The following is a 15,140-nucleotide window of genomic DNA, read 5'->3' as shown; positions in this document are numbered from 1 at the left end:
CCTAGACCAGGCCCACGTCCTGGAGCAGCTTGAGCGTCTGCTCCAGCGAGTCGAGCTTGCCGAGGTCGACCTCGGGCACGTTGAGCGTGTCGAGCTTGGGCAGCCCCGGCTCGGGCGCCACGCCCGCGATCAGCGGATACTCCTTGGTCTGGGTGGCGAAGTACTGCTGGGCGTCGGTGCCGAGCAGGTAGCCCGCGGCCTTGCGGGCGGCGTCGGCGTGCTGGGCGTTCTTCAGCACGCCCACGCCCGCCACGTTGACCAGCGCGCCGGGGCCGCCCGGCAGGTAGGCCAGACGGGACGGCACGCCGTTCTGGCCGCGTTCGGCGACCTTCTCGTACCAGTAGTAGTGGTTGATGAGGCCGAGCTGGAGCGTGCCCGCGTCGACCGCGTTGAGGATCTCGACGTTGTTCGGGTAGCTCTGGGTGCCGTTGGCCTTCATCGCCTCCAGCCACTGCCTGGCCTTGTCCTCGCCGTCGAGCACCCGCATCGCGGTGACGAACGCCTGGAACGAGGCGTTCGTGGGCGCCCAGCCGACCTTGCCCTTCCACGCGGCATCGGTCAGCTCGAACACGCTCTTGGGCGGCGCGGCCACCTTTCGCGGGTCGTACACGATCACCCTGGACCGCCCCGACACGCCGACCCAGGTGCCGTCCGCCGCGCGGAACTTGGCGTCGACCCTGCCGAGCAGGTCGTCAGGGAGCGGGGCGAGCAGGCCGTGCTTGGACAGCGCGCCGAGCGCTCCCGCGTCCTGGGAGAAGAACAGGTCGGCGCGGGTACGGTCGCCCTCCTCCATGATCTGGGCGGCCAGTTCGGCGCTGTCGCCGTAGCGCACCTGGACGTCGAGGCCCGTGGCCGTCTTCAGCTTCTCCAGCAGCGGGCCCACGAGGTTCTCGTTGCGGCCCGAGTAGACGACGAGGGCGTCGTCGTCGAAGCTCTCGCCCTCGGCCCCACCTCCACAGGCGGTGAGCATCGCCATGGGAACGAGGAAGGCGGCGACCAGCCTACGCAGTGACATGGGATTTCCTTACCGTGAGCACAAGAACGAGAGCGAGGGCGAGCCACGCCAGGTGGTAGGGCCAGAAGAGCGCCCAGCCCTGCCGGTAGTCGGGCAGCACGAGGCGAAGAGCCTGGTAGACCGGGGAGCCGGTGTCCTCGAACCCGGAGACCCAGGTGATCCTTCCCGCGAGCCCGTCGGCGAGCAGCCAGCCGTAGGTGACCAGGCCCGCGGCCCCGAGCAGCCCGGCCAGTGCCTTCACGGGCCTGGGCGCTTTCGTGAGGTAGACGAGAACGAGGAGTACGGCCAGCGGGAGGGCGACGACGAGCTGCCGGCCCGGCCACCAGTACCCGTGCATGGTCAGCGCGACGAACGTCGCGGTCAGCCAGGCGGCGGCCAGCGGCAGGAGCAGGACGGGCTGCCTGGGCCTGCGCAGCGCCAGGGCGACGGCGGGCAGCAGGAGCAGCCAGGCGGGCTGCCACGCGGCCAGGCCGTAGCCCCGGTCGACGAGCAGGCCGAGCAGGCGGAAGGCGCGTCCGGCGTAGTCGGGGTCGAAGCCCATCACGCCGAACTCGCCCGACTGCTGGAAGTGGTCGCCGCTGGCGTAGACGGTCCAGCCGCCCCAGACGAGGCGGTGGACGGCGAGGTAGGCGACGCCCATCACGGCGAACCCGGCCAGCAGCGCCTTCGACCTGGTGCGCCAGAGGCCGAGCAGGGCGATGACGGCGGCCACGGGGGCGTACTTCACCGACAGCCACGGCAGGAGTGTGACGACGAGACCGAACGCCCACAACCCACCCGCCCGCGCAGGACGAACGGGGCGGGCGGGCCAGGCGGTGAGGAGGGCGATCGCGGCGAGCGTCAGCAGGGCGGCGGGCAGTTCGGGGTAGACCTGCTGGCCGTACACCGCGAAGGGCGCGCTCGCGCAGGCCACCGCCACCCCCGCCGCCGCCAGCCGGTACGGCACGCCGAACCTGCGCACCGCCGTCCACATCATGAGGGCCGCCAGCAGCCCCGCCATGAGCGCCAGCGTCGCCTTCGCCGCCACCCATCCGCCGAGCCCCATCGGCACGGCCAGCAGCAGGGGAAGCAGCGGATCGTGCGGGCTGATCTGCGTGCCGTCGTCGCGCACCTCGGTCTGCACGGGCAGCGCCTGGCCGCCCCACGGCGCCCACCTGCGCTCGGCCAGCTCGTCGCTGATGTCGAGATCGAGGTCCTCGTAGATCGACAGGGCGGTGAGCAGGTACTGCGGCTCGTCCACCGCGACGTGCGCCCCGAAGCCGGCCCGCACGCCGATCCCGAGCAGCGCGGCCACGGTCGCGAGGACCGCCACGCCCGCCATCGCCCAGCGCGGGCCCGCCCGAGCCGGGAGGGACCCGGGGGCCCGGTCACGGGCCTCCGCGCGGGTCCGCGCCGACGTCATGCCGCCCCCGCCAGTACGCCCGACGCCGCGTGCTGCCGCCTGACCACGTCGAGCAGGTCCGTCTCGGGCGTCCAGCCGATCAGCGAGCGCAGCCGCCGCGTGTCGGCGAGGGAGTCGCCGGGCTCCGCGCGGGGAGCGGCCTCGACGGCCAACCTGACCTCCGTGCCGGTCACCGCGGCGACGGCCGCCGCCATCGAGCGCAATGAGTGTCCCCGCCCGGTGCCGAGGTTGACCACGCCCCGCGTCCCCATCAGGTCGACGAGGGCGCGCGCCGCCTGCCGTACGTCGGTGACGTCGCGGGTGCGCTCCAGCGAGCCGAGCACCCGCAACGGACGGCCCGCCAGCGCCGCCTCCAGCCAGACCGCCAGCGCCATGTCGGCCCGCTGCCCCTCGCCCGCGACCGTGAACGGCCTGACGATCGTGGCCTGCCGCCCCGCGCAGAGGGCTTCGAGCCTGGCCTTGCTGCGGGCATAGCCGCCGAGGGGGCGCAGCCGGTCGGTCTCGGCGCTGGGCCGTCCGTGGCGGGCTCCGCCGTACACGGAGCTGGAGGAGGCGACGACCACGGGCACGCGGCGCGGCACGGCGGCCAGCACCCTGGCTCCGGCGAGCACGTTGTCGCGATGGCGGCGCCAGGCGATGCCGGGGCTGTCGTCGCGCACGCCGGGGCATCCGGCCAGGTGGTAGACGGCGTCGGCGGCTTCGAGGGCGGCTCGGACCAGCTCGTCGTCGTCCAGCAGATCGGCCGTCAGGACGGTCAGCCCCGGACGGGGCGGCTGCGGGACCCTGTCGACCCCGATCACCGTCCGGCCCGCCGCGAGGAGCGTCGCGGTCAGCGCCCTCCCGATGAACCCGGCGGAACCGGTCACGACCACCGTCACCTGCGCACCCGCCTCTCGTCTGTGACAGCAGGTAAAGGTAGCCTAACCTCACTCAGCCTGACCTCCAAGGATCCCTGCGAGGCTCGTCATGGCGAAGGCACTGCGTCGCACCGTCGGCGTCGTCGTGCTGGGCGTGGCCGTCTGGTATCTCGCGGGCGTGGTCTCGGGCCCTTCGCTCGCCTCGGCCGCCCGCGCGCTGCTCGCCGACCCGCTCGGCCTGGCCTTCGCGATCCTCCTGTACGGCGCGGCGTTCGCGCTGCGGTCGTGGGCGTGGACCTGGGTGCTGCGGGGACTGTCACCCGGGCAGTCGTGGGCGGCGATCCACGTGTCGCTGCTCGGCAACCACGTGCTGCCGTTCCGCCTGGGCGAGGCGCTGCGGGTGACGTCCGTGCTGCGCAGGACCGGGCTGGCCCCCGCCGAGGTGATCGGCTCGGCGGTGGGGGCCCGCTCGGCGGACCTGCTGGCCGTGCTCCTGCTCGCCCTGGTCGCCGCGCCCGCGCTGGTGTCGTCGGCGGTGGGCTGGTGGGTGTGGCCGGTCGCGGGCGCGCTCGCGGTGTCTGCGGTCGTCGGCTTCGCGGTCGCCTCCCAGGGACTGCGGGCGGTCGGGGTGTTCGGGTGCGCCGCGCTCGCGTGGGTGCTGGAGGCGGCCGTCGTCTACGAGGTCGCCAGGCTTGCGGGAGCGAACCTGACCGCCGCGGACGCGGTCGCCGTCACCGCCGTCACCATCGCCGCCCAGACCGTGGCCGTCACCCCCGGCGGGTTCGGCTCGTACGAGGCCGCCGCCACCGCCGCCATGGTCGCGCTGGCCGTCCCGTCAGGAACGGCGTTCGCCATCGCGCTCCTCACCCACGCCGTGAAGACCGCCTACTCCCTGGTCGTCGGCGGCGTCGCGCTGTTCGCCCCCTCCCCCGGCTACTTCGGCCGGCTGCGCCTCCCCCGGCGCCTTCCGCCCCGCCCCGTCCCGCGTGCCGTCCCCTGCTACGCGCCCGTGGTCGCCTTCATCCCCGTCTTCAACGAGGAGGCCACGATCGGCGAGGTGATCAGGCGGCTGCCCACGTCGGTGGCCGGCAGGCCCCTTGTCGCGCTCGTCGTGGACGATGGCTCCACCGACGCCTCCGCCGTACGGGCGAGGCAGGCGGGCGCCCGCGTCCTGCCGCAGCCGCGCAACCTGGGTCTCGGCGCGGCGGTACGGCGCGGCCTGGCCGAGGCGGCGCGGCTCGGCCCGGCCGCCGCCGTCTACCTGGACGCCGACCTGGAGTACTTCCCCGAGGACCTGGACACGCTCGCCGCGCCGATCCTCGACGGCAGCGCCGACTATGTGGTCGGCTCCCGCTTCGCCGGGACGATCGAGCGGATGCTGCCGCACCGCAGGTTCGGCAACAGGGTGCTGACGGCGTGGATGCGCCTGCTGACCAGGCGGCGCGACCTCACCGACGGCCAGAGCGGCTACCGGGCCTTCTCCCCCGCCGCGCTCGAGGCCGCCGAGGTGATCCACGACTACAACTACGCCCAGGTGCTCACGCTCGACCTGCTGGCCAAGGGCTTCGTCTATCGCGAGGTGCCCATCCGCTACGCGTTCCGGCAGAGCGGGCGGTCTTTCATCACACTCGGGAAATACCTCCGCAAGGTCATCCCCGCGGTGCACCGCGAGCTCAACACCTGACAACCGCAGACATGGACAGACCTGGGGTTACCGGTGAGCGTGGCGCCGCCTCGGTTCTGTCGGTGGTTGCGACTATAACGACAGCAGAGAGGAGCACATCATGCAGAAGATCACCACCTTCCTCTGGTTCGACAACCAGGCGGAGGAGGCGGCCAACCACTACGTCTCCGTCTTCGGCAACTCCAGGATCGTCGAGGTCACGCCCATGGTCGTGACCTTCGAGCTCGAGGGCCAGCGCTTCATGGCGCTCAACGGCGGCCCGCAGTTCAGGTTCACCGAGGCGATCTCCCTCTACGTCGACTGCGAGACGCAGGACGAGGTCGACGAGCTGTGGGCCAAGCTCACCGCCGACGGCGGCGAGGAGAGCCAGTGCGGCTGGCTCAAGGACAAGTACGGCCTGTCATGGCAGATCATCCCCAAGGCCCTCCCCAGGCTGCTCGGCGACCCCGACCCGGCCAGGGCGGAGCGCGCCATGCAGGCGATGCTCAAGATGTCCAAGATCAACCTCAAGGAGATGGAGGACGCCGCCAACGGCTGACGGCTCAGTCCTCCACCACGTGTTCGGCGAAGCGGGCGCGGGCCGCCATCCACGCGGCCGCGTCCCAGCCCTCACCCGGACCCCGGCCGGTCAGCGCGTCGACGGCGGCGTAGGCCATGGCCATCGCGTGGTGGGTGTTGTCGTGGGCGAACAGGCCGAGCCTGCCGAACGTGGTGACGTGCGGCACCCGACCCGCCCAGGCGTCGAGGCCGGCGAGGTGGTCGGCGTAGCCGGTGCGGTAGACGGGGTAGACGTGCGGCAGCCGCCTGACCTCCACGCCCGCGAGCCGCAGCGGCGGCAGCCCCGTCGCCGACAGGCAGTCCTTGATCAGATCGTCGTAGGAGTGCGCGGTCCAGACGGGGTCGCCCACCTGACACGGGATCTCGAAGCACAGCACCGTGCGGTCGGCCGGGTCGGCCGCGCTGACCCGGTAGTTGGCGGGCTCGGAGATCCTGGTGACGGGCGTCTCGGGCCCCGGCAGGTAGTGGGCGTCGTACGGTGACCAGCGCCCGCCCTCGTGCACCGCGTAGACCAGCACCATCGCCCTGAACTCCAGCTGGCGCGCCGCCGCCACCACCTCGGACGCGGGCCCCGGCCGTACCAGCCCGGCCAGCGCGGGCATCGGGATCGTGGAGAACACGTGACCGGCGTCGAGCCGTCCCGCGGAGGTGTGCACGGCCACCCCGGAGGGCCCCGGCACGAGCGACTCGCAGGCCGTGCCCAGGCGGAGGTCGGCCCCGGCGGCCACCGCGGCGTCGGCCATCGCCTCGACGATCTGCCCGAACCCCCGGCGCGGATAGTAGAAAATCTTCCCCTGCCCGTTCGGCGACCCGCGCAGCACCCTGCGGGCGATCTTCCACGGGCTGTCGGCGGTGACCCGCCTGCGCGCCTGGTCGCCGTCGATCTCCTCGCCGGGCAACCCCCACAGCTTGACCGCGTAAGGCTCGTACAGGCAGCGGTAAAGCGTCGGCCCGAGGCTCGCGCGCAGCAGCCCCGCGAACGAATCGTCCCCTCCGCGCGGAAGGACCGCGTCGCGCGCGATCCCCGCCAGCATCCGGTACGGCAGGCGCCGCGCCAGCTCGCCCGGCCGCAGCGGGAACCCCACGAAGCGGTCGCCGACGCGCAGCCGGCCGTTGCGGGGCCGTACCTGGAGATCGTCGCCGAGCAGTCCGCGCAGGTCGGCGAGCAGGTGCGGCGGCGTGGCGGGATGCAGGCGGTGACTGCCGTGGTCCACACTGATGCCCGCGACCTCGAGGCCGGCCGACAGCCCGCCCACCCGCTCGGAGCGCTCCAGCACGGTGACGCGCACCCCGCGCAGGGCCGCGCGCCAGGCGGCTGCCAGGCCCGAGGGGCCCGCTCCGAGAATCACGAGTTCCATGGCGCGGCCACCCTATCCGGTGAAGTCCTGAAAAATTTCTTCTCATCCCTCTTCTAGAGGAAGGAAAATGTTGAGACGCTGACTCCCGTACGGCCCCCCAGTCAAGGAGTCTTCGATGCGCAAAGCGTTGGCGGTCGCGTGCTTTTTACCGCTACTGATCCCCGCAGGGGTCGCGCAGGCCGAGGCGCCGGAGGACCGGCAGCAGGCGTTCGCCGCGGCGGCCGAGACCTACCAGGTGCCGGAGAGCGTCCTGCTCGGCGTGTCCTACCTGCAGTCGCGCTGGGACGCCCACGCGGGCCAGCCCAGCAACGACGCGGGGTTCGGCCCGATGCACCTGACGGACGCGGCGGCCTTCACGGGGTCCAACCACCACGGTGAAGGCGAGGAGGACCCGCGCGGCGACGACACCCGCCCGCTGGCCCTGCCCGTCGAGCCGCCCGCGGCACCGACGGACATCCCCGCCTCGCTCAGGACCATGGAGAAGGCGGCGGCCCTGACCGGCGAGTCGCACGAGATGCTCAGGAGCGACCCCGCGGCCAACATCCGCGGTGGCGCGGCGCTGCTGGCCGACTATCAGAAGCAGCTCGGGGCGCCGCTCAGCGACGACCCTGCGCAGTGGTACGGCGCGGTGGCCCGCTACTCGGGCGCCACTGAGCAGGAGGCCGCCAAGTTCTTCGCCGACGAGGTCTACTCGGTCATCGCCGAGGGGGCCGCGCGCACGACGGACGACGGACAGCGGGTCACGCTCACGCCGGTGCCGGGGCTCGGCAAGATCGTGGAATGGCTGGAGAAGCTGGGGCTCTCGCTGCCCCGCCGCGACGGCGTGGAGTGCCCGCGCTCGATCTCCTGCGAGTGGATCCCCGCGGCGTACGCGGAGCTGCCGAACGACGACTACGGCCACTACGACCTGGCGAACAGGCCGCAGAGCCAGAAGATCGACTACATCATCATCCACGACATGGAGGGCTACTGGGCGCCGTCCGTCAGGCTGAACCAGGACCCGACGTGGCCCGGTAGCTGGCACTACTCGGTCCGGTCGAGCGACGGTCACATCGCGCAGCAGATCAAGACCAAGGACGTCGGCTGGCAGGCCGGCAACTGGTACATCAACGCCAAGTCCATCGGCATCGAGCACGAGGGCTTCCTGGCCGAGGGCAGCACCTGGTACACCGAGGCGATGTACCGCACGTCGGCCAAGCTCGTGCGCTACCTGGCCATGCGCCACGGCGTGCCGCTCGACCGCGCGCACATCCTCGGCCACGACAACGTGCCCGGTACGCTGCCGACCACGGTCAGGCGCATGCACGAGGACCCGGGACCGTTCTGGGACTGGGCGCGCTACTTCGAGCTGATGGGCGCCCCGCTGCACCAGTTCGGCGGTCCGCGGTCCGGATCCGTCATGATCAAGCCGGACTTCGCCACCAACAAGCCGTACTTCTACGGCTGCGACCGCAAGAACCCGTCGGCGGCCTGCCCGCCGCTGCCCGCCTCCACGGTGTGGCTGCGCACCGAGCCGCGCGACGACGCGCCGCTGGTCAAGGACATCGGCAAGCACCCCACGGGTGACTCGCTGTACAGCGTCTACGACCACAGCGCCCGCGCCACCACCGGCCAGCGCTACGCCGTGGCCGAGCGGCAGGGCGACTGGACGGCGATCTGGTACCTCGGGCAGAAGGCGTGGTTCCACAACCCCGCCGCCAAGCCGACCGCGGTGCCGTCCATGGGACTCGTCGTGACCCCGAAGCCCGGGCTGGCGACCATCCCCGTGTACGGCAGGGCCTACCCCGAGCAGGAGGCCTACCCCGCGGGCATTCCGTACCAGGCGGTGACGCCGCTGCAGTACACGTTCTCGGCCGGGGAGAAGTACACGCTGGCGGGTCCGGCGGCCACCGAGTACTACCGGGCGGTCACCTTCGACCCCGCACCGCACACGGTCGTGCGGGGCAAGACGCGGTACCTGGAGATCCAGTTCGGACACCGGGTGATGTTCGTCAAGGCCGACGACGTCCAGGTGTCGTTCCAGTAGACCGGCGCTTCACAGGGACCTCGCCCATCCGGGCGGGGTCCCCTGCCTTTCTCCACCCGCCTTCGCCACCCGCCCCTCTTCTGGGCGACCGGCTTGTGCCCCCACCTCGGGCTCACGTGGCCTGGGTTTCAGCGTTTGCGGGTGAAGTCGGCGACCGCGCGCCTGGTGCTCTGCAGCGCCTCCTGTGAGGTGTCGAACGTGCGCTGCGCCACCCCCACGAACACGCAGTCGACGACCAGCAGCTGGCTGATCCTGCTGGCCAGCGCGCCCGGCCGGAACTCCGTCTCCCGCCCCGCCGAGATCAGCACGTGCTCGGCCAGCTCGGCCAGCGACGAGCGGGGGTTGTTGGTGATGGCCACGGTCGTGGCCCCCGCCTCGCCCGCCATCCGCAACGGCTCCAGCACATCGGGCGTCTCGCCGGAGGTGCTGATGCCGATCGCGACGTCGCCATGCCTGAGCAGGACGGCGCTGGTCAGGGCGAGGTGGGCGTCCTGGAAGGCGTGGCTGGACAGGCCGATGCGCATGAGCTTCTGCGCCATGTCCTGGGCGACCAGGCCGGAGGCGCCCACGCCGTAGGAGTCGATCCTGCGGGCGCCCGCGATGGCGTCGACGACCAGGCCGAGCCGTTCGGAGGTGAGCTGGGCGACGGTGTCGTTGATCGCCTCTGACTCCGCGCGCGACACCTTGAGGATGACCTCCGACAGCGGGTCGTCGGGGGCCAGGTCGCCGGGGACCAGCCGGTCGGGCTGCGCCGCTGCAGCCGCGAGAGCCAGCCTGAGCTGCGGGTATCCGGCGAACCCGAGCAACCGCGCGGTGCGCACGATCGTCGCCTCACTGGTGCCGGAGGCGGCCGACAGCTCGGTGATGGTGCTGCGGGCGACGGTGGCGGGGTCTTCGAGGATGAGCCTGGCCACGGTCTGCGCGGCGGGCGTCAGCGACGGAAGGACGCCGCGGACGGTGGCCACGAGTGTGTCGGCCCTGAGACCGTTCCGGGTGTCTTCCACATACCGATTATGGGGCCTGGACGGACGGACCCATCGCTGTCGGACGTCCTTCCCACAAACCGTCAAACCACGACCCAACCTGGGACGCGGGCCAGGGTCCCCTCGGGACCTCTTGAGAAGCAGCCGAGGGTACTTGGGTCGTAGGGATCGGCCAGGGTCCCTCGGGGCCTCCTGAGAAGCAGCCGGGGGTTCTTGGGTCTTAGGGATCGGTGGGACGACGCGGGCCGGGCTCCCCAGGGGGCGCGGAGCCCGGTGGCAGGCCGGGCTCCGCGGCGGGGGGTCAGCGGAGAGTGCCGTTGGTCATGCCGGCGGGCTCCTCCGGCAGGGCGATCAGGCCGAGCTCGGCGGGCGCGGCCATCAGCGGGTGGGCGGGGACGGCGCGCACGGTGTAGCCGAACGCTCCCGTGCTGTCGAGCGGCACCTTCCCGGCGAAGTGCGCCTTGCCGTCGTCGTTGGTGCCCTCCAGGCTCATGGCCAGGTAGTTGGGGTTCAGCAGTTCGTCGTGCGGGCCGACCTTGCCGTACGCGGCCTGGACCAGCAGGTCGGACGGGTCGAGCTCGCCGAGCGCGAGCGTCGCCCGCAGGTCGAGGGCGGCGCCGACCTCGGGTGTGTCGCCGACGCCCGAGGCCTCCACGTGCTCCACCCTGACGCCCGGCCACGCCTGGGCGACGCGCACCCGCCAGGCGGCGAACGTCTTGGCGGGGGCGAAGGAGTCGGCCGACAGCGCGCGGGCCGAGACCGCGGCGGGCGTGTAGAGGTCGACGACGTAGTCGCGCAGCATCCGCCCGGCCAGCACCTTGGGTCCGAGGGAGGTGAGCGTGTGGCGCACCATCTCCAGCCACCTGCGGGGCAGGCCGTCGGGCGCCCTGTCGTAGAAGCGGTCGGAGACCTCGTGCTCGATGAGGTCGTAGAGCGCGGCCGCCTCCAGCTCGTCGCGCCTGTCGGGGTCGGCGACGCCGTCGGCGGTCGGGATCGCCCAGCCGTTGGTGCCGTCGTACCACTCGTCCCACCAGCCGTCGCGGATCGACAGGTTGAGCCCGCCGTTCAGCGCCGACTTCATGCCCGAGGTGCCGGAGGCCTCCAGCGGGCGCAGCGGGTTGTTCAGCCAGACGTCGCAGCCCTGCACGAGCAGCTGGCCGAGCGCCATGTCGTAGTCGGGCAGGAAGACGATGCGGTGCCGCACGTCCTCCTCGTCGGCGAACCTGACGATCTGCTGGATGAGCTTCTTGCCGCCCTCGTCGGCCGGGTGGGCCTTGCCCGCGATGAGGATCTGCACGGGCTTGTCGGGGTCGAGCAGGAGCTCGCGCAGGCGGGCCGGGTCGCGCAGCATGAGCGTGAGCCGCTTGTAGGACGGCACGCGGCGGGCGAACCCGATGGTCAGCACGTTGGGGTCGAGCGCGTCGTCGACCCAGGTCAGCTCGGCGTCGCTGGCGCCGCGGGCGCGCCACGAACGGCGCAGCCGTACCCTCGCCGCCTCGACCAGGCGCTCGCGCAGCAGCCCGCGGATCGACCAGATGTCGGCGTCGGAGATCTTGTGGACGCCCTCCCAGCCCTGCGCCTTGTCGATCAGGGACGGCAGCTCGCGACCGGCCAGCTCCATGATCTCGCGGCCGACCCAGGTGGGGGCGTGGACGCCGTTGGTGATCGACCCGATCGGCACCTCGTGCAGGTCGAATCCCGGCCATAGCTCTTTGAACATCTCCCTGCTGACCTCGCCGTGCAGCTCGGAGACGCCGTTGACGCGCTGGGCCAGGCGCATGCCCATGATCGCCATGTTGAAGCGGCCCGGCTCGCGCTCGGCGCCCAGCGCGAGGATGCGCTCGACGGGCACGGTGGGCCAGGCGTTGTCGCCGCCGAACTGCCGCTCGATCATGTCGGAGGGGAAGCGGTCGATGCCCGCGGGGACGGGCGTGTGGGTGGTGAAGACCGTGCCGGCGCGCACGGCCTCCAGCGCCTCGTCGAAGGACAGCCGCGACTCGGTCAGCTCGCGGATGCGCTCCAGGCCGAGGAATCCGGCGTGACCCTCGTTGGTGTGGAAGACCTCGGGCTCGGGGTGTCCGGTGATCTGGCAGTAGGCGCGGATCGCCCTGACGCCGCCCACGCCGAGCAGCAGCTCCTGCATGAGCCGGTGGTCGGTGCCGCCGCCGTACAGGCGGTCGGTGACGTCGCGCGCGGCCGCGTCGTTGTCGGCCACGTCGGAGTCGAGCAGCAGCAGCGGCACCCTGCCGACCTGCGCCACCCACACCTGCGCGTGCAGCGCGCGGTGGTCGGGCAGGCCGATCCTGATGTGGACGGCGGTGCCCTCCTCGTCCTTGAGCAGGCTGAGCGGCAGGCCGCCGGGGTCGAGGCTGGGATAGTGCTCCAGCTGCCAGCCTTCGGGCGACAGCGACTGGGTGAAGTAGCCGTGGCGGTAGAGCAACCCCACCGCCATGATCGGCACGCCCAGGTCGCTGGCCGCCTTCAGATGGTCGCCGGCCAGGATGCCGAGGCCGCCTGAGTACTGCGGGAGGGCGGCGGCGATGCCGTACTCGGGCGAGAAGTAGGCGATCGCCTTGGCGGCTTCCGGCAGCGTCTGGTACCAGCGCGGCGCGGTCATGTACTCGCGCAGATCGTCGGAGGCGTCGGCGAGGCGGCGCAGGAAACGGCGGTCGCCGGCCAGCTGGCGCAATCTGGCGGGGTCGACGGCCCCGAGCAGCGCGACGGGGTCGTGCCCAACACGTTCCCAGACGGCCGGATCGACCTCGGCGAACAGGTCGGTGGTCTCTGGATGCCACGACCATCTGAGGTTGTGCACGAGCTCGCCGAGGGCGGCCAACTCCGTGGGCAGGACGGTGCGGACGGTGAACCTGCGGATAGCTCTCACGATTCCGACCCTAGGTGGTGAGCGGTGGTGGACAAGGCGTAGTCCCGTAGATCGATCACTTCCCTCTCACAACCCTTCCATGAAGAGGCATTAACGGGGACGATTGGGGCACTCCCCACTTTGAACCCGAAACACCGTCCCGGGATGGCGTCCTCAGCTTCACGCGTGAAGGTGCGAGGATCGTCATTGCGACAGTCGGCCACTCGACCATGAGAACAGGACGCGATGATCGGTCGAATTCCCATCACGGACATCTTCCCAGTTGTCGACTGCGGGCAGTGGCCCGCCAAGGCGGTCGCTGGCGAGACCTTCGAGATTGCCGCGACCGTGTTCCGCGAGGGACACGACGCGGTCGCCGCGGGGGTGGTGATCACCTCTCCCGAAGGGAAGCGTGGCCACCTGAAACATATGCGAGAGATCGCCAAGGGCACCGACAGGTGGACCGCGCGCGTGTCGCTGCCCAACGAGGGCGACTGGTCGTTCAGGGTCGAGGCGTGGAGCGACCCGATCGGCACGTGGCTGCACGACGCGGAGATCAAGATTCCGCGCGGCATGGACGTCGACCTGATGTGCGAGGAGGGCGCGCGGCTGTTCGAGCGCGCCGCCCGTGCCGTACGGCCGGCCGACTGCCCCGCCCCGCACGCGGGCAACGTCACGCGCAACGGCAACGGGACGCTGAAGACGAACGGGACGACTGTCCTGAAGACCGGCACGGTGCAGGCGAGCGCGCTCAAGGTCGGCGCGGAGCTGAAGCCCGCCGAGACCTGCGGGCACCGGGCGGCGCTGCTGGGCGTGGCGGCGACGCTGCGCGACGAGGGGCTCGATCCCAGAGCGCGGCTGTCGATCGCGCTGATGCCGGAGACCGCCGCGATGCTGGAGGCCCATCCGCTGCGCGACATGCTGACCAGGAGCAAGCCGCACAAGGTCAGGGTGGAGCGGCGCCGGGCGCTGTTCGGCTCGTGGTACGAGTTCTTCCCCAGGTCGGAGGGGGCGATCGTCGACGAGGGCGGCATCTCCAAGTCCGGCAACTTCCAGACCGCCGCGAAGAGGCTGCCCGCCATCGCCCGCATGGGCTTCGACGTGGTCTACCTGCCGCCGATCCATCCGATCGGCTCGACGTTCCGCAAGGGGCGCAACAACACGCTCACGCCGGGCCCCGACGATCCCGGCTCGCCGTGGGCGATCGGCTCGGAGGACGGCGGGCACGACGCCGTCCATCCCGACCTGGGCACGATCGACGACTTCGACGACTTCGTCGGCAAGACCCGCGAGCTGGGCATGGAGGTGGCGCTCGACTTCGCGTTGCAGTGCTCGCCCGACCATCCGTGGGTCAAGGAGCATCCCGAGTGGTTCACGATCAGGGCCGACGGGTCGATCGCCTACGCGGAGAACCCGCCCAAGAAGTACCAGGACATCTACCCGGTCAACTTCGACAAGGACCCCGAGGGGATCTACGCCGAGGTCAAGCGGGTGGTCAAGTACTGGATGAGCCACGGGGTGCGGATCTTCAGGGTCGACAACCCGCACACCAAGCCGGTGGCGTTCTGGGAGCGGCTGCTGGCCGACATCAGGACGACGGACCCCGATGTGATCTTCCTGGCCGAGGCGTTCACGCGTCCCGCGATGCTGCAGACGCTCGCCAAAATCGGATATCACCAGTCATACACATACTTCACCTGGAAGAACTCGAAGTATGACGTGGAAACGTATTTTTCGGAATTGTCGCACGACACGTCGCACTTCCTGAGGCCGAACCTCTTCGTCAACACGCCCGACATCCTGCACGAGTACCTCCAGCACGGCGGTATGCCCGCCTTCAAGATCCGGGCGGTCCTGGCCGCGCTCGTGTCACCTACCTGGGGCGTCTACTCCGGGTACGAACTCGCCGAAAATATCCCGGTACGTCCGGGTAGCGAGGAATACCTCGACAGCGAGAAATATCAGTACAGACCACGCGACTGGGCTGACGCGGAGCGGGAGGGTCGCACTCTTGCCCCGTTCATCACGCATCTGAATTTGTTCCGAAGAGCGCACCCGGCACTCCAGGAATTGCGTAATCTGACGTTCCACAGGGTCGACCACCCAGACCTGGTCTGCTTCTCCAAGCGGCTTCCCGGCGCCTACGACACGGCCACACGACGGCACGGACTCGGCGACGTGGTCCTGGCGGTCGTGAACCTGGACCCGCACAATACTCATGAGGCGACGGTCGATCTCGACCTGCCCGCTCTCGGTCTCGACTGGAACGCCGAGTTCGTCGTGGACGACGAAATGTCTGGCGAGTCGTACCGGTGGCGGCAGAACAACTACGTGCGCCTCGACCCTCATATCAATCCGGCGCACGTCTTCACCGTGCGAGCGGCTCATCGGTAA

General features: G+C 71.0%; 10 protein-coding genes. 4 read left to right on the top strand and 6 right to left on the bottom strand.

Annotated features, from left to right (window positions below; translation table 11 throughout):
• Nucleotide 1 precedes the first annotated feature (1 nt).
• Genes ACFXJ8_RS25425 through ACFXJ8_RS25415 form a run of 3 tightly spaced genes read right to left on the bottom strand, consistent with a single transcriptional unit; the run spans nt 2 to nt 3,295 of the window.
• Nucleotides 2-1,015: an iron ABC transporter substrate-binding protein gene (locus tag ACFXJ8_RS25425; protein ID WP_379646446.1), complete on the bottom strand. Its 1,014-nt coding sequence runs from the start codon at nt 1,013-1,015 to the stop codon at nt 2-4.
• Complete coding sequence (locus ACFXJ8_RS25420) at nt 1,002-2,417, bottom strand: hypothetical protein (RefSeq protein ID WP_379646445.1); 1,416 nt, start codon at nt 2,415-2,417, stop codon at nt 1,002-1,004. Before ACFXJ8_RS25420 ends, ACFXJ8_RS25425 begins: the two co-directional genes overlap by 14 nt.
• Nucleotides 2,414-3,295: an NAD-dependent epimerase/dehydratase family protein gene (locus tag ACFXJ8_RS25415; protein WP_379646444.1), complete on the bottom strand. Its 882-nt coding sequence runs from the start codon at nt 3,293-3,295 to the stop codon at nt 2,414-2,416. The genes ACFXJ8_RS25420 and ACFXJ8_RS25415 overlap by 4 nt, the downstream gene beginning before the upstream one ends.
• An 88-nt stretch (nt 3,296-3,383) precedes the next feature.
• Here ACFXJ8_RS25415 and ACFXJ8_RS25410 point away from each other — a divergent pair, with 88 nt between their 5' ends.
• Nucleotides 3,384-4,958 (top strand): lysylphosphatidylglycerol synthase domain-containing protein, encoded by a 1,575-nt coding sequence (locus tag ACFXJ8_RS25410; protein ID WP_379646443.1) that lies wholly within the window; start codon nt 3,384-3,386, stop codon nt 4,956-4,958.
• A 100-nt stretch (nt 4,959-5,058) separates the two neighbouring features.
• Nucleotides 5,059-5,496: a VOC family protein gene (locus ACFXJ8_RS25405; protein WP_379646442.1), complete on the top strand. Its 438-nt coding sequence runs from the start codon at nt 5,059-5,061 to the stop codon at nt 5,494-5,496.
• A 4-nt stretch (nt 5,497-5,500) separates the two neighbouring features.
• Here the strand turns inward: ACFXJ8_RS25405 and ACFXJ8_RS25400 are convergent, their stop codons facing one another.
• Complete coding sequence (locus ACFXJ8_RS25400) at nt 5,501-6,874, bottom strand: protoporphyrinogen/coproporphyrinogen oxidase (RefSeq protein WP_379646441.1); 1,374 nt, start codon at nt 6,872-6,874, stop codon at nt 5,501-5,503.
• A 115-nt stretch (nt 6,875-6,989) separates the two neighbouring features.
• On the opposite strand from ACFXJ8_RS25400, the gene ACFXJ8_RS25395 reads away from it, so the two are divergent.
• A complete protein-coding gene (locus tag ACFXJ8_RS25395; RefSeq protein WP_379646440.1) occupies nt 6,990-8,900 on the top strand; it encodes an N-acetylmuramoyl-L-alanine amidase in 1,911 nt (636 codons plus the stop codon).
• A gap of 128 nt (nt 8,901-9,028) precedes the next feature.
• Here the strand turns inward: ACFXJ8_RS25395 and ACFXJ8_RS25390 are convergent, their stop codons facing one another.
• A complete protein-coding gene (locus tag ACFXJ8_RS25390) occupies nt 9,029-9,904 on the bottom strand; it encodes a MurR/RpiR family transcriptional regulator (RefSeq protein ID WP_379646439.1) in 876 nt (291 codons plus the stop codon).
• 280 nt (nt 9,905-10,184) lie between these two features.
• Nucleotides 10,185-12,767: an alpha-glucan family phosphorylase gene (glgP, locus tag ACFXJ8_RS25385; RefSeq protein WP_379646438.1), complete on the bottom strand. Its 2,583-nt coding sequence runs from the start codon at nt 12,765-12,767 to the stop codon at nt 10,185-10,187.
• A 225-nt stretch (nt 12,768-12,992) separates the two neighbouring features.
• On the opposite strand from glgP, the gene ACFXJ8_RS25380 reads away from it, so the two are divergent.
• The gene (locus ACFXJ8_RS25380; protein ID WP_379646437.1) at nt 12,993-15,140 is read left to right on the top strand and encodes an alpha-1,4-glucan--maltose-1-phosphate maltosyltransferase; all 2,148 of its coding nucleotides are present in this window, start codon (nt 12,993-12,995) and stop codon (nt 15,138-15,140) included.

This window comes from Nonomuraea sp. NPDC059194, assembly GCF_042754765.1.
GTDB lineage: Bacteria > Actinomycetota > Actinomycetes > Streptosporangiales > Streptosporangiaceae > Nonomuraea.
Note: the sequence above shows the minus strand (reverse complement) of the source record. Positions and strands in the feature narration are given on the sequence as shown.